18 protein-coding genes are annotated in these 21,646 nt (G+C 67.4%); 12 read left to right on the top strand and 6 right to left on the bottom strand.

Annotation, left to right across the window (positions count from 1 at the left end; translation table 11 throughout):
• Positions 1–204: 204 nt before the first annotated feature.
• Positions 205–1,056 (bottom strand): type 1 glutamine amidotransferase, encoded by an 852-nt coding sequence (locus AC50X9_RS09520; protein WP_494892836.1) that lies wholly within the window; start codon positions 1,054–1,056, stop codon positions 205–207.
• Positions 1,053–2,342, bottom strand: a complete 1,290-nt coding sequence (locus tag AC50X9_RS09515; protein WP_494892830.1) for a Mur ligase family protein — start codon at positions 2,340–2,342, stop codon at positions 1,053–1,055. The genes AC50X9_RS09520 and AC50X9_RS09515 overlap by 4 nt, the downstream gene beginning before the upstream one ends.
• An 81-nt stretch (positions 2,343–2,423) precedes the next feature.
• Here AC50X9_RS09515 and pdxT point away from each other — a divergent pair, with 81 nt between their 5' ends.
• The 9 genes from pdxT (at position 2,424) to AC50X9_RS09470 (ending at position 12,445) form a co-directional block, all read left to right on the top strand.
• Positions 2,424–3,125: a pyridoxal 5'-phosphate synthase glutaminase subunit PdxT gene (gene pdxT / locus AC50X9_RS09510; RefSeq protein WP_494892827.1), complete on the top strand. Its 702-nt coding sequence runs from the start codon at positions 2,424–2,426 to the stop codon at positions 3,123–3,125.
• Between the two features lie 3 nt (positions 3,126–3,128).
• Positions 3,129–3,884 (top strand): YebC/PmpR family DNA-binding transcriptional regulator, encoded by a 756-nt coding sequence (locus AC50X9_RS09505; protein WP_494892825.1) that lies wholly within the window; start codon positions 3,129–3,131, stop codon positions 3,882–3,884.
• On the top strand, positions 3,881–4,468 hold the full coding sequence (gene ruvC / locus AC50X9_RS09500) for a crossover junction endodeoxyribonuclease RuvC (protein ID WP_494892823.1): 588 nt from the start codon (positions 3,881–3,883) through the stop codon (positions 4,466–4,468). Before AC50X9_RS09505 ends, ruvC begins: the two co-directional genes overlap by 4 nt.
• A 104-nt stretch (positions 4,469–4,572) precedes the next feature.
• Positions 4,573–5,220 carry a Holliday junction branch migration protein RuvA gene (gene ruvA / locus AC50X9_RS09495; RefSeq protein ID WP_494892821.1) on the top strand — a complete coding sequence of 216 codons (648 nt, stop codon included), beginning with the start codon at positions 4,573–4,575 and terminating at the stop codon, positions 5,218–5,220.
• A complete protein-coding gene (gene ruvB, locus AC50X9_RS09490; protein WP_494892819.1) occupies positions 5,213–6,325 on the top strand; it encodes a Holliday junction branch migration DNA helicase RuvB in 1,113 nt (370 codons plus the stop codon). Before ruvA ends, ruvB begins: the two co-directional genes overlap by 8 nt.
• Positions 6,326–6,559: 234 nt before the next feature.
• A complete protein-coding gene (gene yajC, locus AC50X9_RS09485; protein WP_494892851.1) occupies positions 6,560–6,982 on the top strand; it encodes a preprotein translocase subunit YajC in 423 nt (140 codons plus the stop codon).
• A 106-nt stretch (positions 6,983–7,088) separates the two neighbouring features.
• A complete protein-coding gene (gene secD / locus AC50X9_RS09480) occupies positions 7,089–8,855 on the top strand; it encodes a protein translocase subunit SecD (RefSeq protein ID WP_494892817.1) in 1,767 nt (588 codons plus the stop codon).
• Positions 8,856–9,878 carry a protein translocase subunit SecF gene (secF, locus tag AC50X9_RS09475; protein ID WP_494892815.1) on the top strand — a complete coding sequence of 341 codons (1,023 nt, stop codon included), beginning with the start codon at positions 8,856–8,858 and terminating at the stop codon, positions 9,876–9,878.
• A 173-nt stretch (positions 9,879–10,051) separates the two neighbouring features.
• Complete coding sequence (locus tag AC50X9_RS09470) at positions 10,052–12,445, top strand: RelA/SpoT family protein (protein ID WP_494892813.1); 2,394 nt, start codon at positions 10,052–10,054, stop codon at positions 12,443–12,445.
• Between the two features lie 37 nt (positions 12,446–12,482).
• Here the strand turns inward: AC50X9_RS09470 and AC50X9_RS09465 are convergent, their stop codons facing one another.
• From AC50X9_RS09465 to AC50X9_RS09455, 3 genes are all read right to left on the bottom strand, one after another.
• Entirely contained in the window at positions 12,483–13,088 is a 606-nt protein-coding gene (locus AC50X9_RS09465; protein ID WP_494892811.1) for a hypothetical protein, read from the bottom strand.
• A gap of 110 nt (positions 13,089–13,198) precedes the next feature.
• Complete coding sequence (locus AC50X9_RS09460; protein WP_494892809.1) at positions 13,199–14,920, bottom strand: DUF349 domain-containing protein; 1,722 nt, start codon at positions 14,918–14,920, stop codon at positions 13,199–13,201.
• A 61-nt stretch (positions 14,921–14,981) separates the two neighbouring features.
• Positions 14,982–15,782 (bottom strand): peptidylprolyl isomerase, encoded by an 801-nt coding sequence (locus AC50X9_RS09455; protein ID WP_494892807.1) that lies wholly within the window; start codon positions 15,780–15,782, stop codon positions 14,982–14,984.
• A gap of 264 nt (positions 15,783–16,046) precedes the next feature.
• Here AC50X9_RS09455 and hisS point away from each other — a divergent pair, with 264 nt between their 5' ends.
• Positions 16,047–17,426, top strand: coding sequence for a histidine--tRNA ligase (gene hisS / locus AC50X9_RS09450; RefSeq protein WP_494892805.1), 1,380 nt, complete (start codon positions 16,047–16,049; stop codon positions 17,424–17,426).
• A 57-nt stretch (positions 17,427–17,483) separates the two neighbouring features.
• Here hisS and AC50X9_RS09445 read toward each other — a convergent pair whose 3' ends face one another.
• A complete protein-coding gene (locus AC50X9_RS09445) occupies positions 17,484–18,797 on the bottom strand; it encodes an APC family permease (protein WP_494892803.1) in 1,314 nt (437 codons plus the stop codon).
• A 107-nt stretch (positions 18,798–18,904) separates the two neighbouring features.
• Between AC50X9_RS09445 and aspS the strand changes: the two genes are divergently transcribed.
• Together aspS and AC50X9_RS09435 are read left to right on the top strand one after the other, a co-directional pair.
• Positions 18,905–20,722: an aspartate--tRNA ligase gene (gene aspS, locus AC50X9_RS09440; RefSeq protein WP_494892801.1), complete on the top strand. Its 1,818-nt coding sequence runs from the start codon at positions 18,905–18,907 to the stop codon at positions 20,720–20,722.
• Between the two features lie 117 nt (positions 20,723–20,839).
• Positions 20,840–21,640, top strand: a complete 801-nt coding sequence (locus AC50X9_RS09435; RefSeq protein ID WP_494892796.1) for a GNAT family N-acetyltransferase — start codon at positions 20,840–20,842, stop codon at positions 21,638–21,640.
• The last annotated feature ends 6 nt before the right edge of the window (positions 21,641–21,646 follow it).

Below are 21,646 nucleotides of genomic sequence, written 5' to 3'. Positions count from 1 at the left end.
ACCGGTACCACCGCAGGCCCACCGTCCCGGGCGCCCCCAGCCACGCCGGCATCAACTACAAAGAAACCAACCAGCTGTCACCAACAGCTTGATATATACCGACGTTCCGGCGACTCTGCCGCTTTCCGGCGAATTCGTGTCAGCGGCCGGACTGCAGCGCCGGAATACCGTTCAGCTCCATGCCGCCGCTGGCTGGCCGCCGGCTCAGCGCGGGCGGCGGGCGGCATGTTCGCGGGCCAGGACGGCGTAGCTGTCGTCCGGGGTGCCGGGGGAGAAGCTGCCGTACTTGCGCTCGACGGCAGTCCGGATCAGGAAGTCCGCCAGCACCGGATTCTTGGGCAGCAGGGACCCGTGCAGGTAGCTCGCCACGATGTTCCGGTGGCGGGCGCCTTCCCTGCCGTCGCGGCTGTTGTTGCCGGTGCCCTTGGCCGTGGTCCCCAGCGGTGCCACGCCGGGACCCAGTGTGGTCTGCCCGCTGTGGTTCTCATACCCCAGGACGGTGCCGAATTCGGGGGAGGACACCGACACGTTGCCGATCAGCCGCTCTTCGGTGCCGTGCGTCTCCACGTCCAGGATGCCGATCCCCGGGATGACGGAACCGGTCCGGGTCTTGAAGAACTTCCCGAACAGCTGGTACAGGCCGCAGATCACCAGCATCGGCGTGCCGTCCTCGGCCAGCTCTTTCAGGACGGTTTCGCGCGACAGCAGGTCATCCTGGATCACCAGTTGGCCGCTGTCCTGCCCGCCGCCGCCGACGATCAGGTCAACGTCGGCGGGAAACGCGTCGCCGACGTTGTACTCGAGCAGCTCCGGCGTGTAGCCGTGCCAGCGCAGCCGCTGGGCCAGCACCAGGGCATTGCCCCAGTCGCCGTAGATGTTCATGTCCCGCGGGTACAGCTGCAGGACCCGGATGGTTCCCTTGGTGGGTTCCGCGGTTTCCTCGGGCGGCAGTTCGTGCCCGAAAGAGAACCTGGACCCGCCGGACCCGCCGGACCCGCCGGACCCGCCGGATCCGCTGGACCCGCCTGACGCGTTGGACTCGGGCTGGGGGGTCATGAGACCACCTCCACTGTGGTGATTTTGGACAGCTCGCGGCGGATGGCCAGCATCGCTGTATAGGTGCAGAAGATCCGCTTCGGTTTGTCTCTGGCGCCGCTGATGAAGGCCGCCAGCGCGGGGGCAATCTCGGTGTTGACTGCGCCGATCGCGACGTCGTCGTACTGCAGGCGCAGCGCCATGTCATACGCCCGGGAGCCGCTCAGCTGGTCCACGCCGCCCTCACGGAGGGTCTCGAACTCGACGTCCCAGAGCCAGGACATGTCCCGGCCGTCGGCGTAATTGTCGTTGATCGCGATCATCGTGGCATAGCCCGCGGCCGGAAAGGACTTCAGTCCCAGCCGGAAACCGCTGGGATTCTTTACCAGCACCAGATCCAGCGGCAGGCCGTCGACAACGAGGCTCTCGCCGCGTCCGAACGCCGGCGCCACCTGCGCGAGTGCCTTCAGCAGGCCCTCGTTGTCCGCTTGGGCGCCGTCCTCAACTGCAATCGCCCGGGCCAGGGTCAGCGCGGCCGCGGCATTGAAGATGTTGTAGACGCCGCGGAGCTTCATCGCCGTGGTGGCCGTGACGCCGTCGTACTCAAAGTCCGCGTCCGCCGCACCCACCCGGCGCAGTACGACGTCGGCTTGCGGCCTGGCCGGGGCCGCCGGCACCGGGCTGCCGGGCGCGGCCCGCATCTCGTCGTCGTTCGGGAAGGTGCCCAGCAACGAGTCATCCAGGCCGAAGTAGAGGACCTCGGGACCGCTGAGCGTGTCCGCGATGCGCGCGACGCGCGGGTCCTCCCGGTTCAGCACCACCGTTCCGGTGGTCTTGGAGGCGATGTGCTGCAGCAGCTGCGCGGTTTTGTCGATCTCGCCGAAGCGGTCCAGCTGGTCGCGCAGGACGTTGAGCAGGAGGCAGTAGCGCGGCGGCACCTGGTTGACGAAGTGCACCGCGTGGGCCTCGTCGAGTTCCAGCACGGCGACGTCGGCGTCCAGCCGGCCGCGCCAGTCCACTTCGCCGAGCAGCGCCGCGGCCACACCGCGGGTGAAGTTGCTGCCGGTGCGGTTGGTGAAAACCTTCAGGCCCTGGCTCTCGAGCAGTTCCACCACCATCTTGGTGGTGGTGGTCTTGCCGTTCGTGCCGCTGACGACGGCGACGCCGTGCGGCAGCGTCGACAGTGTCCGGCGCATGAACCCGGGGTCGATCTTTTCGACGACGAGCCCGGGAAGGGCAGAGCCTCCGCCCCTGAGCCGGGAGACCCGGCGGACGAGCTTGCCGAGCGGAACGCTGAAGTAAAACATGCTTTGTAATATATCCCAGCGGCGGCATGGAAGCCCGCCGGGAAGCGGCGGGGCATGAGTTGAGGCCACTATGCTGTTTCGATGACCAACCCCTCTTCTGCGCCTCCGTCCGGTGTGGGTTCAGGCCTCCGGATCGGCGTCCTGGCTCTCCAGGGCGACTTCCGCGAACACCTTCACGCGGTGGAAGCCGCCGGTGCCACCGGCATCGGCGTCCGCCGGCCGGCCGAACTCGACGGCCTCGACGGCCTGATCATTCCCGGCGGCGAATCGACCACCATCGACAAGCTGTCCCGCGCCTTCGGGCTCCGCGACCCGCTGCGTCAACGGATCCAGGACGGGCTGCCGGTCTACGGCTCGTGCGCCGGGATGATCCTCCTCGCCGAGGAGATCACCGACCCCGCGAAGGATCTCGCCGGCAACCCGCAGCAGACGTTCGGTGGCCTCGACATCACGGTCCGCCGGAACGCCTTCGGCCGGCAGCGGGAGTCCTTCGAAACTGATCTCGATTTCAGCGGCCTCGATTTCAGCGCCACCGCGGACGGCGTGGCCCCGGTCCACGCGGTCTTTATCCGCGGACCCTGGGTGGAACGCGTCGGCGTCGGCGTCGAGGTGCTCGCCAAAGTGGAGCCTTCCAAGGCGTCCCACCCCGGGGCGCTGGCCGGGACGGCTAGAATTGTTGCAGTGCGATCCGGCAAGCTGCTGGCCACTTCCTTCCACCCGGAAGTGACGGGGGAGGAGCGCGTGCACGAATTGTTTATTCGAATGATCAGAGGAGAAGCGTAAAGCATGTCAGGCCACTCCAAATGGGCGACGACCAAGCACAAGAAGGCCATCCTCGACAGCCGCCGGGCCAAGTCGTTCGCCAAGCTGATCAAGAACATCGAAGTTGCCGCGCGCATGGGCGGCCCTGACCTGGCGGGCAACCCCGGGCTGGAACTCGCCGTCACCAAGGCGAAAAAGACCTCGGTCCCCGCTGACAACATCGACCGCGCCATCAAACGCGGCGCCGGCCTCACCGGCGAAGTCGTGGACTACACCGAGATCATGTACGAGTGCCGCGGGCCGCAGGGCTCGGCGCTGCTGATCGAATGCCTCACTGACAACAAGAACCGGGCCGCCTCCGAAGTCCGGCTCGCCATCTCCCGCAACGGCGGCACCATCGCCGATCCCGGTTCGGTCAGTTACCTCTTCTCCCGCAAGGGTGTCGTCTCGCTGCCGAAGAACGGCCTGAGCGAGGACGACGTCCTGATGGCCGTGCTCGACGCCGGCGCCGACGAAGTCAAGGACAACGGCGACAGCTTCGAAATCCACTCCGAGCCGACCGACCTCCAGGCCATCCGGGATGCGCTCAAGGACGCCGGGATCGAGTACGAAACCGACGAAGCCGAGTTCGTGCCCTCCATGCAGGTGCCGCTCGATCTCGACGCCGCCAAGAAGTTCCTGAAGCTCGTGGACGCCCTCGAGGAACTCGACGACGTCCAGAACGTCTACAGCAACGCCGACCTCAGCGACGAAGTGCAGGCCGCACTGGAAGCCGAGTGACCCTTCGCGTCCTCGGCGTCGATCCGGGCCTCACCCGCTGCGGGATCGGCGTCGTGGACGTCGAGAAGAACCGCCGCGCCACCATGGTGGCGTTCGGCGTCGTCGGAACGTCCCCCGAGGAAAGCCTGGACCAGCGGCTGCTGGTCATCGCCACCTCGATCGATGAGTGGCTGGACCAGTACGAACCGCACGTCCTCGCCGTCGAACGCGTCTTCTCGCAGCTTAATGTCAGCACCGTGATGGGCGTTGCCCAGGCCTCCGGCGTCGTGATCGCCGCCGCCGCACGCCGCGGCATCCCGGTGGCGCTGCACACCCCGTCCGAAGTCAAGGCAGCCGTCACCGGCAGCGGAACATCGAACAAGGACGCGGTCACCAAGCTGGTCACCAAGATTCTCCGGCTCGACGCCCCGCCGCGCCCCGCCGACGCCGCCGACGCCCTCGCGCTGGCCATCACCCACGCCTGGCGGGCCGGAATCGGCACTTCCAACAAGGGCGCAGTTACCACCGGACCGGGGAGCCTGTCCCTGACACCGGCCCAGCGCGCGTGGGCGGACGCCGAGGCCAAAGCGCGCCGTACCCGCTGAATGTCCGCCTGTCCCGCCGCGGAACTTGGTAGGGTATTCGTAGATATGTTCGGATAACCGGGTCTCCCCGGTTCTATTTCAGCTGAATTTTCAGGAGCCCGGCTTTGATCAGTTTTCTCCGCGGAACCGTAGCGCACGTCGGCCTGTCCTCCGCCGTGATCGACCTCAACGGCGCCGGCATGAGCGTGAACGCCACGCCGCAGACCCTCAGCCGGCTCCGCACCGGCGAGGAGGGCAAGCTCTTCACCTCCCTGATCGTGCGCGAGGACTCCCTGACCCTGTTCGGTTTCGACACCGACGACGAACGCGAAGTCTTTGACGTCCTGCTCAGCGTCGCCGGCGTCGGACCCCGGCTGGCGCTTGCCGTCCTGGCCGTCCACGAGCCCGAAGCGATCCGCGTGGCGGCGCACTCCGGCGACGGCAAGGCCTTCACTAAGGTGCCCGGCATTGGCCCCAAGGTCGCCGGCCGGATTGTGCTCGAACTGGCCGGAAAGCTCGTGCCGCACGGCACCGCCGCCGGAACCACTGCTCCGGCGGCATCCTCCGAGGCGGTCTGGAAGCCGCAGGTGGTAGCGGCCATGACGAGCCTGGGCTGGTCCGAGAGGGACGCCACGGCCAGCATCGACAAGTCCCTGGCCGATTCCCCCGAACTGGCCGAAAAGGGCAACGTGGCCGAGATTCTGCGCGCCACCCTCCGCTGGCTGGGCCAGGACGGCGCCCGCGCCGGGAACAGGGCAGGCGCCCGTGGCTGAGCCGTCGATCGTCGCCGGGGGAGAGGAGCCGGAGGAGCGGGTCATCGAAGCCGCCCTCCGGCCCAAGAACCTGCACGACTTCGTCGGCCAGCACCGGGTCCGCAAACAGCTCTCCCTCGTGCTGGAAGCCTCACGCATGCGCGGCCGCAGCGCCGACCACGTCCTGCTCTCCGGCCCTCCCGGGCTGGGCAAGACCACCCTGTCCATGATCATCGCGGCCGAAATGAACGCGCCGCTGCGGATCAGCAGCGGACCCGCCATCCAGCACGCCGGGGACCTGGCGGCCATCCTGTCCTCGCTCTCCGAAGGCGAAGTGCTGTTCCTGGACGAGATCCACCGGATGTCCCGCCCGGCTGAGGAAATGCTCTACATGGCGATGGAGGACTTCCGGGTGGACATCGTCGTCGGCAAAGGTGCCGGCGCCACCGCGATCCCGCTTGAACTTCCGCCGTTCACCCTGGTGGGTGCCACCACCCGGGCCGGGCTGCTGCCCGGCCCGCTCCGGGACCGCTTCGGCTTCACCGGCCACCTCGAGTTCTACTCCGTGGCCGAGCTCGAACTCGTGCTCCGGCGCTCCGCCGGGCTTCTGGACCTCAAGGTCAATTCCGCCGGATTCAGCGAAATCGCCGGACGGTCCCGCGGCACGCCCCGCATCGCCAACCGGCTCCTGCGCCGGGTCCGCGACTGGGCGCTGGTGCACGGCATCGAGCAGATCGACGCCCGGGCCGCCTCCGCGGCGCTGGACATGTACGAAGTGGACAAGCGCGGCCTGGACCGGCTCGACCGGGCCGTCCTGGAAGCCCTGATCCTGAAATTTGGCGGCGGACCGGTGGGCCTGTCCACGCTGGCCATCGCCGTCGGCGAAGAGACCGAAACCGTCGAAACCGTCGCCGAGCCGTATCTCGTCCGTGAGGGACTGCTGGGACGCACCCCGCGGGGAAGGATCGCGCTCGCCCCGGCCTGGACGCACCTCGGCTTCGCGGTGCCGCCCGGCATCTTCGCGCAAGACCCGCTGGAACTCTTCCGGGTCGAGGACGATGCCGCGGACCCGGCGGACGTGCAAGGCCAGGACGCCGATCCGGAATGGATCCGTAACAGTCAATAGCACCCCTGTGCAACCTTTTCCCTTTAGACTGGAATGACGCTCGGCACGTTCGGGTCTTTGTTTCTGCGCGCGGCCAGCACTTGGCCGCCGTCGGCTCGGCATGAATCCCTGCCAGCCCGGAGCGAAGCGGACGTTGCTGGAAAACCAGCTACGCAAGTACAGAACGGAACTATCCCTGTGTTCGGACTTATCACTGCCCAGACCCAGCCGCAGGCCGGCGGCGGCATCGACATCATGACCATCCTGCTGTTCGCCATGCTCGGCGTCTTCGTCTTCATGATGTTCCGCCGCAACAAGAAGACCCAGCAGACGCAGGCGCAGCTCCAGTCGAAGTTCGCCCCGGGTGTCGAGGTCATGACAAGCTTTGGCCTGTACGGCCGCATCGTCGAGATCGACGAGGAAGAGAACAAGGTCCTGCTCGAGCTCTCCCCGGGCCACACCGCCACCGTGCACCGCCAGGCCGTCACCAAAATCATCGAGCCGGTTATCGCCGCTGAGGCTGAGGAGTCTGACGAGCCCCTGGTAGTTCCCAACGACGCATCCTCGCTCTCCTTTGACAAGGCCGACGGCGCCGCCCCGGTGAACGAAGCACCCCGTGCTGAGACACCGGAGGAAACCCTGCGCCGCCTCAACAACGAAGGCAAGAAAGACAGCTAGTCTGCCTGTTTGAGCTATCCCGCGAAGTAACGGCTGCGGGCAACCGCCGGAGCGGGCCCGCCAGGGCCGCCCGGCGGTTCCTCCGTAAATAATAGAAAGATCGACAATGGCACGAACTGGCCCCAAAAACACAGCCCTCAGGGTGCTGGTCTGGCTCGGCGTTATCCTCGCCGTCCTGACCGCCGTCCTGGCAGGCGGCACCATGGCCGGCCAGGCGAGCTGGGCTCCCAAGCTCGCCCTGGACCTTGAAGGCGGCACCCAGATGATCCTGGCGCCCAAGGTTGAGGGCGGTTCGGACATCAACGAGGAACAGCTCAACCAGGCCGTGGCGATCATCCGCCAGCGCGTCGACGGTTCGGGCGTCGCCGAAGCTGAAATCAGCACGCAGTCCGGACGGAACGTCGTCGTCAGCCTTCCCGGCACCCCGTCCAAGGAAACCCGCGCCCTGATCCAGGCTTCCGCCGACATGAACTTCCGGCCCGTCCTTCAGGCCGGCCCGGGCGCAGCCGTTCCCGCGGAGTCACAGACCCCGGTCGACCAGCTGCCCAAGCCCACCGCCGAGCCCACCAACGGCAGTGACATTAACTGGGTGACTCCCGAGCTCTACCAGAAGTTCGAGACGCTCGACTGCGACAACCCCTCGCAGGACAAGCAGGAACGCTCCGACCCGACGAAACCGCTGGTCACCTGCGAACCGGCCTCCGCCAATTCCCCGGCGATCAAATACATCCTGGGCCCGGTTGAGGTCAAGGGCTCCAACATCACTTCTTCTTCCTTCCAGCTGCAGCGCGGCGCCCAGGGCGCCGTGACCAACGAGTGGGCTGTGAACATCCAGTTCGACGAGGAAGGCACCGCGAAGTTCAAGGAAGTCACCGAGCGGCTGTACCAGTTTTACATCGCCGGCGGTGGCCAGAGCGGTTCGGATCCGAAGGCCCAGTTCGCCATCGTCCTCGATGACCAGGTCATTTCCGCCCCGCGGTCCCTCGCCGTCATTACCGATGGCCGTCCGCAGATCACCGGCGGGTTCACCGAGGAGTCCGCGAAGGCCCTCTCCGACCAGCTCCGCTTCGGCGCCCTGCCGATCAGCTTTGAGATCCAGAGCGAACAGCAGATTTCGGCAACCCTCGGCGGTGAGCAGCTCCGGATGGGGATGCTCGCCGGCCTGATCGGGCTGCTGCTGGTCGTGGTGTACTCCCTGTTCCAGTACCGGGCGCTCGGCCTGGTCACCGTCGCTTCCCTTGTGGTCGCCGGCGCGCTGACCTACCTCGCCATCGCGATCCTGGGCTGGACCGAGAACTACCGGCTCTCCCTCGCCGGCGTCGCAGGCATCATCGTGGCGATCGGCCAGACCGCGGACTCGTTCATCGTCTACTTCGAACGGATCCGTGATGAGCTCCGTGAAGGACGCGGCCTCGTGTCGGCAGTCGAGAACGGCTGGAAGCGGGCCAAGCGCACCGTCCTGGCGTCCAAGGCCGTCAACCTGCTGGCTGCCCTGGTGCTGTACTTCGTGGCAGTGGGCAACGTCCGCGGCTTCGCGTTCACGCTCGGCCTGACAGCCATCGCCGACCTCATTGTCGTCTTTATGTTCACCCACCCGACCCTGCAGCTGCTGGCCCGCACCAAGTTCTTTGGTGAAGGCCACCCGCTCTCGGGGATGGACCCGAAGACCCTCGGCGCCGGTCCCCTGTACCGGGGCGCGGGCCGGTTCCGCACTCCGGCGGAGAAGCCGGCCGCTGTTGCCGGTCTCCGCGCCAAGAACACCGGTGCCACGGCTGAGGCCGAACGCCGGATGACCATTGCAGAACGGCGTCTCGCGGAACGACAGGAACAGCTTGCTGGTTCCTCCAAGAGCCCGTCCAAGGAGGGCAACTAAATGGCCACCAGCTTCGCCAAATTCGGCAATGAGCTCTACACGGGCAAGCGCTCCTACGATTTCGTGGATTCCAAGAAGATCTGGTTCCTGATCGCGGCCGTCCTCGTGGCGCTCTCGATCCTGCTGCCGGTCGTCAAGGGCGGGTTCAACCTGGGTATCGAGTTCCGGGGCGGCTCGGAGTTCACCGTTTCGAATGTGAAAACCACCGATGCCGCCATCGGCGAGAAGGCTGTCGACGACGTCGTCCCCGGCAGCGTCCCGCGGGTGGCGAACGTCGCGGGGAACACGATGCGGATCCAGACCGACAAACTCTCGGACGAGGAGACGCTCCAGATCAAAGCCGGCCTCACCGAGGCCTACGGCGTGACGGACAACGAAGTGACATCCACCTTCATTGGCCCCACCTGGGGTGCCGACGTCACCAAGCAGGCCCTGCTGGGCCTGCTGATCTTCGTCGCCCTCGCCGCCGTGCTGATGGCGCTGTACTTCCGGACCTGGAAAATGTCGCTCTCCGCGATCGTCGGCATGCTCGTGACGATGTTCATCACCGCCGGTGTCTACGCCCTGAGTGATTTCGAAGTCACGCCGTCGGCCATCATCGGCTTCCTGACCGTGCTGAGCTACTCGCTGTACGACACCGTGGTGGTGTTCGACAAGATCCGCGAGAACACTGCGGACCTGCAGGCCTCCACCCGGCGGACCTTCGGCGAGGAGGTCAACCTCGCAGTCAACCAGACCCTGGTGCGCTCCATCAACACCATGATGGTCGCCATCCTTCCGGTCGGTGCCATCCTCTTCATCGGCGCCGGACTGTTGGGTGCAGGGACGCTGCGGGACCTCTCGCTGGCCCTGTTTGTGGGAATCTTTATCGGCACCGCGGCGACGATCTTCATTGCGGCGCCGCTCTACGCCCGGCTGCGCCAAAGCGAGCCGGAACTGGTGAAACAGGCCCAGCGGGTGCATCAGCGACGGGCCCAGACCGCCGCCAAGACGGACTCTGCGGCGGCACCGGCCACGGCTTAGCCGCCAGGTCCGGGCCGGAACGGCCGCCCGGGCGGCCAACCCGGCGGCCCGCACGGGCCGGAGAGCGTCATCCTGTGACGCTCTCCGGCCCATTGCCGTATCCCCGCCGGTTATCGAAGTATCCTGCGGCGGGAATAGACTGGAACAATTAACGGGTTCGGAGAGGTGCTCCATTGGAAGAACGTTCGACGCCGGTGCCATCAGCGCCTGCGGATCAGGCTCCGGGCCAGGGTTCACAGACTGGTGTGGTGGCTCCCGGACGCGCCGAACCGCCGGTCCCCGTGGACAGCTCCGGCGCACGCCCCACGTTCCCCGGCCGGCGCGAGCGCACCCGCTCCCGGCTTGCCCGGCTGACCGGACGCGGCGCCCCCGCCTATTCCCCGATTCTTGAACCGCTGCTGCGCACCGTGCGCGCCAACAACCCCAAAGAGGATTTCGACCTCATCCAGCGCGCCTTCATCGTGGCGGAGACCTGCCACCGCGGTCAGAAGCGCAAGAGCGGCGATCCCTACATCACGCATCCGGTGGCGGTGGCAACCATCCTGGCTGAGCTGGGGCTCAGTGGGACCACCCTGGCCGCGGCGCTCCTGCATGACACCGTCGAGGACACCTCCTACACCCTGGATGACCTGAAGGCCGAGTTCGGGGCCGAAGTTGCCATGCTGGTTGACGGTGTCACCAAGCTGGACAAGGTCAGCTTTGGCGAGGCTGCGCAGTCGGAGACGGTGCGCAAGATGGTCGTTGCGATGGCCAAGGACATCCGGGTCCTGATGATCAAGCTGGCCGACCGGCTGCACAACGCCAGGACGTGGCGTTTCGTCTCGGCCGAGTCCTCGGCGCGCAAGGCCCGGGAAACCCTGGAAATCTTCGCCCCGCTGGCGCACCGGCTGGGGATGAACACCATCAAGTGGGAACTGGAAGACCTGTCCTTCGCGGCCCTGTACCCGAAGGTGTACGAGGAAATCGTGCGGATGGTGGGGGACCGGACCCCGGAGCGGGAAAAGAACCTCGCAGTCATCCGCGACCAGATCACCGAGGACCTGCGCGAGGCCAAAATCAAGGCCACGATCACGGGCCGGCCGAAGCACTATTACTCCATCTATCAGAAGATGATCGTTCGGGACAAGGACTTCGACGACATCAACGACCTGATGGGTGTCCGGGTCCTGGTCGATTCGGTCCGGGACTGTTACGCGGCGCTCGGGGCCATGCACTCGCGCTGGAACCCCCTGCCGGGGCGGTTCAAGGACTACATCGCGATGCCCAAGTTCAACATGTACCAGTCGCTGCACACCACGGTGATTGGCCCGGGCGGCAAGCCCGTGGAGATCCAGATCCGCACCCACGAGATGCACCGCCGCGCCGAGTACGGCGTCGCCGCGCACTGGAAGTACAAGGACCAGCCGAACCGCACGGCGGCCGGGCCGGGAAGCCCGCGCGACGGCGACATGGGCTGGCTCCGGTCCCTGGTGGACTGGCAGCAGGAAACCTCTGACCCCGGCGAGTTCCTGGATTCGCTGCGCTTTGAAATCAACGCCCGGGAAGTGTTCGTCTTCACGCCCAAGGGCGAGGTGATGGCGCTGCCCGCGGGTTCCACACCCGTGGACTTCGCGTATGCCGTCCACACCGAGGTGGGTCACCGGACCATCGGTGCCCGGGTCAACGGCAAGCTCGTCCCGCTCAACAGCGAACTCAACCACGGCGACTGGGTGGAGATCTTCACCTCCAAGGCAGAGGGCGCCGGGCCCAGCCAGGACTGGCAGCACTTCGTCAAGAGTGCCCGGGCCCGCAACAAAATCCGGCAATGGTTCAGCAAGGAACGCCGCGAGGAGTCAATCGACCGCGGCAAGGAACTGCTGACCAAGGCGATGCGCAAGCAGAACCTGCCGCTGCAGCGCCTGATGACGCATGACGCCCTCGCGGCGATCGCCGAGGACTTCAAGTACGTCGACATCTCCGGTCTCTACGCAGGCGTGGGCGACGGGCACACCTCCGCCCAGTCCGTCATGGAACGCCTCGTCGAAAGCCTCGGCGGCAATGACACCCCGGAGGACGACCTCAGCGAGGTGTCCATCCCGACCCAGGTCACCAAGACCCGGTACTCCGATTCCGGTGTTGTGGTGCGCGGCGTGGACGATGTCTGGGTCAAGCTCGCCCGCTGCTGCACCCCGGTGCCGCCTGACCCGATCCTGGGCTTCGTGACCCGCGGCTCCGGCGTCTCCGTACACCGGACAGACTGCACCAACGTCAGCGGACTGCTGGAGCAGCCGGACCGGATCGTCGAAGTCGAATGGGCGCCGACGCAGTCCAGCGTCTTCCTGGTCGAGATCCAGGTCGAAGCGCTCGACCGCAAGTCCCTGCTCTCGGACGTCACCCGGATCCTCTCGGAGAACCACGTCAATATCCTGGCGGCCAGTGTGCACACCTCCACGGACCGGGTGGCCATCTCGAAGTTCGCGTTCGAGATGGGCGACCCCAAGTACCTGAGCCATGTCCTGAGTGCTGTCCGCCGCATCGACGGTGTCTTTGACGTTTACCGCACCACCGGCAACCGGCGGCGCAGCTGACGTCCCCTGCAACGGCAGCGGCAGCCGGGTTCCTGCCCTAGGGCGCCGGACCGGCCTGCAGGAATTCGAGCTTCGTCAGGGCGGCCTTCTTATGCGGCACCCTCGGTGAGGCCTCCACGGCCACCATGAGAAGCCGCAGGCGCAGACCCAGTTCGGGCTTGCCCAGCAGCGCCCGCAGCGCCGGCACGGCCCGTTCGGGCTCCACGTGCAGGGCGATGTCGACGGAGGTCCGCAGCGGGCTGGAAACCATCAGCCCGCCCAGGCTCACGACGTCGGAGGGACCCAGCCGCACTTCGTGGAGGGTGCAGCCGCGGGTGGACCGCAGGCTGGAAATCCGCCGGCTGGAATCCACGAGCAGCGCGAGCCGGTCCGGTTCCTCGGCGCACCCGTAGATCCACGCTGCCGTCATCCTGCCTGCCACGACGCGCTGACGGATGGCCGGACGAATGAGGATGGACGCCGCGCGGGCCCGAAGCTGCGGAGTAGGGCGGGTCCCGGGAGGCAGGTAGCCGCGCTGGTAGAGCTGGGTCAGCACGCCGTCGGATGCCATCGCCTGCAGCTCGGGCCAGGAGAACAGCGCTCCCGGGGAGTACAGCTCCGGCGGCGGCGTATCCGGCGCGTCAGGGCCTTGAACAATGACCATAGGCCCATCGTGACCGGTGCGTGGAAAAGCCGACAGGCCCCGCACCGGTCATGTGGATAAAACCGGTGCGGGGCCTGCGCTATACAGCCTGCTGCTTCGTTGCCTGGCGGTTAGGAGAGCTCGCTCGCTGACTTCTCGAGCTGTTCCAGCCATGCCTCACGGGCCTCGAGGGCCTCCTTGGCGGACTTGATCTTGCGCTCGTCGCCGGCCTTCTCCGCCTTGGCGAGGTCATCCCGGAGTCCGGCAATCGCGGACTCCAGCTGGGTCAGCGCGCTGTTGGTGCGTGCCTTCGTCTCCGGGTTGGACCGCTTCCAGTTCTCGTCCTCGGCATGCCGGACGGCGTCTTCGACCTTCCGCAGACCGGCTTCGACTCGTCCCATGTCGGCGCGGGGAACCTTGCCGGCCTCTTCCCAGCGGTCACGGATGGACTGCAGGGCCTTCTTGGTGGCAGTGAGGTCCTTGATCGGAAGCAGCTCGCTGGCTTCCGCCAGCAGGGCTTCCTTGACGGTCAGGTTGGCCCCGTATTCCTGGTCAATCTCGTCATTGGCTGCCTGGCGGTGCGTGAAGAAGACGTCCTGGGCGGCACGGAAACGTGCCCAGAGGGCGTCGTCGTCCTTGCGGCTGGCGCGCGGGGACGCCTTCCACTCATCCATCAGGCGGCGGTATTCGCCGGCGGCAAAGCCCCAATCGGTCGAGGAGGACAATGCTTCCGCCTCGGCGATCAGCTTCTCCTTGACGGCTTTGGCGGCCGAGTTGGTGCTGTCCAGCTGGGAGAAGTAGGCGCGGCGGTGGCGGTCAAAGACCGTTCGGGCGGCCCGGAAGCGCTTCCAGAGGGCGTCCTCGTTGCTGCGGCCGAGCCGGACACCGCTCTTCTGGGCGGTCTTCCAGCTCTCGAACAGTTCGTTCATCCGGGCGCTGGAGGTCTTCCACTGGATCTGGGCCGGGTCGTGGCCGGCGATCTCTTCGGCCTCGGCGACGATGGCCTCGCGGGCGGACAACTCGGCGGCGCGGACGGCGTCGTGTTCGGCCTTCTCGGCCTTTTCGAGATCGGAGATCTGCGTGGACAGGGCGTCCAGGCGGGCCTCGGCGGAGCGGAGATCGCCCACCATGTTGCGCTCGGCAAGCTGCTCACGCAGGTGCGTGACCGTCTTCTGCATGTCCGTGGTCGGTGCCTTGGAGCTGACGCGCTGTTCCAGCAGGAGAATCTGCGCAACGATGTCGTCGTATTTCCGGGCGAAGTAGCCCAGGGCTTCGTCATCACTGACACCCGGGTACTGGCCGACGGGATGTTCCTCGCCGTCGACGGTCAGGAACACGTGGCCGTCGCCTTCCACGCGGCCCCAGCGTGCGGCTTCGGCCAGCGAGGCGGCGGAGGACAACGATGCCGGTGCGGCGGCCGGAGCGGCCGCTGAGGGCTTGGCCTTCGGCCGGGCTGCGAACGCTGCCGGTGATGGCGCGGGACGCGCCGCGGCGGGTGCCGCGGGTGCAGGGTCACCGGCGGGAGCGACATCGGCGGGAGTGGTCTCGGTGGCGGCCGGCGTCACCGGAGCTGCCTTCTCGGAGGTCTCGACGTCGGCAGGAGTCTCCGGTGCGTCGGCGGTGGCCGGAGCCTCGGGCGTTGCGTCTTCGGCGGGAGCGCTGGCAGGCGCCTCGGGCGTCCCGGTGCCGGCCTCGGCGGCGGCCATTACGGCCTCCGCGTCCGGCTCCGTTGCCGTTTCCGGCGTCGCGTCTGTGGGAGTGTCTGTCGCCTGAGCTGTCACCGAAGCCTCGGCTTCGGTCTCGTTGGCAGCTGCTGCTGACACTGTTTCGTCGGATTTCTGACTGTCTGTCACCGCTAGAAGTCTTTCGCTTGGAGGGAAATACCGGGGCCATGGCCACAAGGGCAACGGCTGGTTACTTCAGAGAGAACGAGTCTATCGTGACTGGTTCCGCGGGGGCGCCGTCTGTGGCGTTATCGTCCGGTTTTAGTCCGGCGGCCGCAATATTCGCCACGACATCCAGGCCCGAGGTCACCTTGCCCACCACGGAGTAGCCGCCGGCGGCGTCGGCCGGAATAACGGTGTCCTTGTACACAATGAAGAACTGGGTGCCGTTGCCGTAGGCGTTTCCGCCGCTCCGGGCTACGGCGATGGTCCCGGCCGGGTAGTTGTTGTCCGCCGGGGTGTTTTCCAGCGGACCCCAGGTGTAGCTCGGATCGCTGCTTCCATCGCCGGCCTTGGAACCGCACTGCAGCACACCGAACATCTCGCCCGTGGTGAGCCGGTGGCAGTTGAGCCCGGCGAAGAAGTTCTGGTCCGCGAGGGACTTGAAGACGGCGGCGGCCTGGGGCGCATTGGTACCGTCCAGTTCGACGCCGAGCGTGCCGCTGTTGAGCTTCAGTTCGCCGGTGAAGGTCTGGCCGGCCGCCGTTGCCGGTTTGGGGATGTTGTCGGCGTTGCTGGGGGAGGCCGACGGCGTGGCGGAGGGGATGGCCAGCCCGGCCTGGGCGGCAGCGTATTCGTCCTCGGTGGGATTGGCGGAGAACACCGTCAGCTGCAAGACCAGCGCCAGGACGACCGCAGCCGTTCCGGCGCCAATGGCGAGGACATTGTCGCGCTTCCGCCGCTTGTCCTGCTCCTTGCGCAGCTCGCGCTTTGCCTCCATTTGCTGGACGCGCCGCTTGGCATCGCGGGCACTCCGTGAACTGGCCGCCAAAAGTCCTCCTGGGGTAGGGCCGGAACCGGGACAGTGCAGTTCACCGTCACAGGTCCAGCGGTAACGCTGTCGGCAGTCCAGCCTGATCCGGCCGCGCCCGGCCGCATTAGAGGATGCGGGCGCGGAAAGCATAAACTGACTGCCGCACACAGTTTATGCATGACCGGGCTGTCTGCCGCCCAACTGATCCCGTTTCGGACGCCCCGTTTCGGCCGCGGCGCGGCGCAGAAGTCTCCGGCCCGTTACCTGAGGAGAAATTCCACCATGGCACGCACCGCATCCCTGTCCGGATTCCCCGAGTGGCTTCCCGAGGAGCGGCTGGTGGAGCTGCATGTGCTGGACACGCTGCGCCGGGTCTTTGAGCTCCATGGCTTTTCCTCGATTGAAACCCGCGCGGTGGAGACGGTCGGGCAGCTGCTGCGCAAGGGGGAGATCGACAAAGAGGTGTACGGGCTGAGCCGGCTGCAGGACGATGACGAGACGGCTACAGACACTGCAGCAGGCGCGGCTACAGGCGCGACCAAATCGCACAAGGCCGATCCGCACGCCCTGGCCCTGCACTTCGACCTCACCGTGCCGTTCGCCCGGTACGTCGTCGAAAACGCCGGCTACCTTGCCTTCCCGTTCCGCCGCTACCAGATCCAGAAAGTCTGGCGCGGCGAGCGTCCGCAGGAAGGCCGGGCCCGCGAGTTCACCCAGGCGGACATCGACATCGTCGGTGACGGCGAACTGCCCTTCCGTTACGACGTCGAGATCGCGCTGGTCATCGCGGAGGCCCTCAGCGCCCTGCCGATCCCGGACTTCCTGCTCCGGATCAACAACCGCAAGCTGGCCGAGGGCTTCTACAACGGCATTGGGCTCACCGACACCGCCGGGGTGCTGCGCAGCATCGACAAGCTCGAGAAGATCGGTGCCGCCAAGGTTGCCGAACTGCTTAAGTCCGAGCTCGGGGCCACCGACGCTCAGGCCCAGTCCGCCCTCAAGCTGGCTTCAATCCGGACCGCGGACACCTCCTTCGTGGCGCAGGTCCGCGCCCTGGGCGTCAGCAACGAACTGCTCGAGGAGGGCCTGGCCGAACTGGAGCAGGTCATCGCGGCCGCGGTCCAGCGCGCGCCGGGCAAGGTCGTCGCGGACCTCAGCATCGCCCGCGGCCTGGATTACTACACGGGAACCGTGGTGGAAACCGTCCTGGTGGGCCACGAACAGCTGGGCTCGATCTGCTCCGGCGGACGCTACGACGCCCTGGCCAGCAAGGGCAACCGCAAGTTTCCCGGCGTCGGGCTCTCCATCGGCGTGACCCGGCTGGTCTCCCGGATCCTCAGCCAGGACCTGGCCAAAGCGACACGATCCGTGCCGACCGCCGTGCTGGTGGCGCTGAACAGCGATGACAGCTGGGGTGCGGCGCAGGACGTCGCCGCGGAGCTGCGCAGCCGCGGGATCGCGACCGAGGTGGCCGCCAAGGCCGAGAAGTTCGGCAAGCAGATCAAATTCGCCGACCGCCGCGGCATCCCCTTTGTCTGGTTCACCGACGACGACGGCAAACACCAAGTCAAGGACATCCGCTCCGGCGAACAGGTCGACGCCGATCCGGCCAGCTGGGCGCCGGCGGCGGACGACCTGCACGTCCGGGTCCTGAAGGCCTAAGTCCCGAAGGCCTAAGTCCCGAAGGCCTAAGTCCTGAGGGCCTAAGTCCTCCGGGCCCTAAGCGGCGGCCTTCCGCAGCCGCCGCCGCAGCACAAGGAAGCGCCCCGCCACGCCCACGGCCAGCACCGCCGCCATGCCCAGCACCGAAGCCGGCGGCAGCATCACGGCCAAAAGCAGGCAACCGGCGAAGCCCAGCGCATTGAGCCAGCGGGGTGCATGCCAGGCACGCGCGGACAAGGTGAACGCGGCGGCGTTCGTCACCGCGTAGTAAACCAGCACGCCGAAACTGGAGAAGCCCACGACGGTCAGGACGTTACTGGTCAGCAGCAGCACGATGACGGCGGCGGCGACGGCCAGCTCGGCCAGGAACGGAACCGCGTGCGCGCCGCCCACCCGGGCAAGCGGGGACGGCAGGTCGCGTTCCCGCGCCATCGCCATAGCGGTCCGGCCCACGCCCGTGATCAGTGCCAGCAGCGCGCCGAGGCAGGCGGCGGCCGCGCCCGCCTGGACGAAGGGGACGCCGGCGCTGAGCCGTGAACTGGCGACGGCATCGAGCAGCGGCGCCGGCGACCCGGCCAGCTGCTCCGCCGGCAGGTGCCACTGCAGCAGCAGCGCCAGGCCGAAGTAGATCACGAAGGCGCCTGCCAGCGCCGCGAGAATCGCCCGCGGAATGGTGCGGGTGGGGTCCTTGACCTCCTCGCCCAGCGTCGCGATCCGGGCATAGCCGGCGAAGGCAAAGAACATCAGCCCGGCCGCGGGCAGCACACCCCAGCCGCCCGCCGCGGCGCTGCCGGCGCTGCCGGCGGCACCGGCGGCACTGTCTGATGAAGGATGCGGCCCCAGGATCGCGGCGGCCGTCACGAAGGCGAGGGTGGCGAGCACCACGCCCAGCAGGATCCGGGTCAGCAGCGCAGTCCGGGTGATGCCGAACAGGTTCACGCCGGTCAGGGCCACGACGGCGGACACCGCCAGCGGTGTCGCGACGTCCGGCGCCAGGTAGTGGCCGAAGGTCAGGGCCATCGCCGCGCAGGACGCCGTCTTGCCGGTCACGAAGCCCCAGCCGGCAAGAAAGCCCGGCCATTCGCCCAGCCGGTTCCGCCCGTAGACGTAGGTTCCGCCACTGGAGGGGTAGATGGCGGCCAGCTGGGCGGAGGCGACCGCGTTGCAGTACGCGATGATGCCCGCCAGGGCCACCGCGACGGGCAGCAGGGGACCGGACAGGGCAGCCGCCGGTGCGAAGACCACAAAAACGCCAGCGCCCAGCATGGAGCCGAGCCCGATCGCGGTGGAATCGAGGACGCCCAGCCGGCGCTGCAGCTGCCGGGGGGTGTGCCGGTCGGGTGACGCCTTGCTCTGATGCCGGCTTGCCATGGCGGGAGGTGCCTTTCCAACGGGTAAACTCGAACGGGATCGTTCCAGTAGCGATCCTAGTGAACTTGAATATTGCTTTCCCTCAGTCTTCTTCAGAAAGGCGTGCTGTGCTGCGCACACATGACCTCGGATCCCTTCGCTCCGAGCACATTGGACAAACCGTAACCCTCGCAGGCTGGGTCGGCCGGCGTCGTGACCACGGTGGTGTCGCGTTCGTTGACCTGCGTGACGCGTCGGGCGTGTCCCAGGTGGTTGTCCGTGAAGAGGAAGTCTTCCACGGCCTGCGCAACGAATACGTGCTGCAGATTGTGGGCACAGTCTCCCGGCGCCCCGAGGGCAACGAGAACCCTGCGCTGGCCACCGGAGAGATCGAGGTGATGGCCGAGAAGGTCACCATCCTGAACACCTCCGAGCCGCTGCCGTTCCAGATCGACGAGCACGTCGAGGTCGGCGAGGAAGCCCGCCTCAAGCACCGTTACCTGGACCTTCGCCGCCCCGGCCCCGCCCGCAACCTGCGTCTGCGCTCGGAGGCCAACCGCGTGGCCCGCGAACTGCTCCACCAGGACGGTTACGTCGAGATCGAAACCCCAACCCTGACGCGCTCGACGCCGGAAGGCGCCCGCGACTTTGTGGTCCCCGCCCGCCTGGCGCCGGGTTCCTGGTACGCGCTGCCGCAGTCCCCGCAGCTGTTCAAGCAGCTCCTGCAGGTCGGCGGCTTCGAAAAGTACTACCAGATCGCCCGCTGCTACCGCGATGAGGACTTCCGCGCGGACCGCCAGCCGGAGTTCACCCAGCTCGACATCGAAGCCAGCTTCGTCGAGCAGGACGACATCATCCGCCTCGGCGAAAGCATCGTCAAGGCCCTGTGGAAGCTGATCGACGTCGAAATCCCGACGCCGATCCAGCGCATCACCTACCACGACGCGATGGCCCGCTACGGCTCGGACAAGCCCGACCTGCGCTTCGGGCTGGAGCTCACCGAGCTGACCGAGTTCTTCAAGGACACCAACTTCGGCGTCTTCAAGGCACCCTACGTCGGCGCCGTCGTGATGCCCGGCGGCGCCTCCCAGGCCCGCCGCGCGCTCGACGCCTGGCAGGAATGGGCCAAGCAGCGCGGCGCCAAGGGCCTGGCGTATGTCCTGTACAAGGAACACGGCGAACTCACCGGCCCGGTGGCCAAGAACCTCACCGACACCGAGCGCGCCGGCCTGGCCGGGGCCGTCGGCGCCAAACCGGGCGACTGCATCTTCTTCGCCGCGGGTGAGAAGTCACCGTCCCGCGCCCTGCTGGGTGCTGCCCGGGTGGAGATCGGCCACCGCACCGGCCTCATCAACCCGAGTGACTGGGCCTTCTGCTGGGTAGTGGACGCCCCGATGTTCGAACCGGCCGCAGTGGCCGTCGCGTCCGGCGACGTCGCCGTTGGCGCCGGGCAGTGGACTGCCGTGCACCACGCGTTCACCTCGCCCAAGCCCGAATTCATGGACAGCTTCGACAAGGATCCCGAATCCGCGCTGTCCTACGCCTACGACATCGTCTGCAACGGCAACGAAATCGGCGGCGGCTCGATCCGTATCCACCAGAGCGATATCCAGGAACGGGTCTTCGAACTGATGGGACTGGACAAGGCGGATGCCCAGACCAAGTTCGGCTTCCTGCTCGAGGGCTTCAAGTTCGGCGCGCCTCCGCACGGCGGCATCGCCTTCGGCTGGGACCGCGTGGTCGCATTGCTGGCCGGCGTCGAGTCCATCCGCGACGTCATCGCGTTCCCGAAGACCGGCAACGGCTTTGACCCGCTGACCCAAGCCCCCGCCCCGATCACGGCGCAGCAGCGCAAGGAGGCCGGCGTCGACTTCAAGCCGGAAGCCAAAAAAGCGGCACCGCCGAAGCCAGAGGATGGCAAGACGACCCAGAACGGCACCAAATAGCCTGACGGCTCTGCGGCAACGGCTCTCCGGGAAACCGGGGGGCCGTTGCTGTCGCAGTATTGTGCTGGATGCTCCGGGGGTAACGCTGGAAGACGTGCCGGACGGAAGGGGACCCTGATGGGACCGGAACTAATGCCCGGGCTGGAGGCGCTGATGGATGCCGCGTGGCCGGCCGCCGAGCGGCAGGAGGCCGGCGGCTGGGTGCTCCGCGCCGCCTCGGGCGTGACGCAACGGGCCAACTCCGTCTGGCCCCGCGAACCCGGGACCGACCCGCATGCGCTCCTCGCCGCCCTCCGGGGGGCACGCCTATGGTACCGGAACCGCCGGTTGCCGCTGATCCTCCAGGTCTTCGAGGACCCGCGGTACGCTGCGCTTAACGCCGTACTGGACGAGGAAGGCTTCACCCGGCAGTCCGAAACGTTGGTGCTGGTCCGCGACGGCGGCAGCAGATCCTTGGACACCGATACCGGCCCCGACACCGGCGTCGAGATCTCCGCCGGGCCCTCCGCGGAGTGGCTGCGGCTGTGGTGGGGCGTCGACGGCCGCGGCGACGACACTGCCGTCGCCGTCGCCCGCGGCATCCTTGAACACTGCCCCTCGCTGTACGCCCTGGTGCGCGACGACGCAGGCCGGCCCGCCGCCGTCGGGCGCCTCGCTCTTCCTCCCGGGGGGGCCAGCGGGACGGGCGGGCTGTACTGCATGGCAACCAGCCCTGAGGCCCGGCGGCGCGGCCATGCCAGCCGGATTCTGCGGGGCCTGCTGCGCGAAGGGGACGCCCGGGGCCTCAGCAGCTTCTGGCTGCTGGTGATGGCTTCCAATGCCGGGGCCCGGGACCTCTACACCGGCGCCGGATTCAGGGAAGCCGGCCGGTACCTTTACCGGCAGGAACGGCCCAAGCGGCACCTGACCGGCTGCTGAAAACGG

This window comes from Pseudarthrobacter sp. HLT1-3 (assembly GCF_059383535.1).
This window is presented reverse-complemented; position numbering and strand designations above follow the sequence as displayed.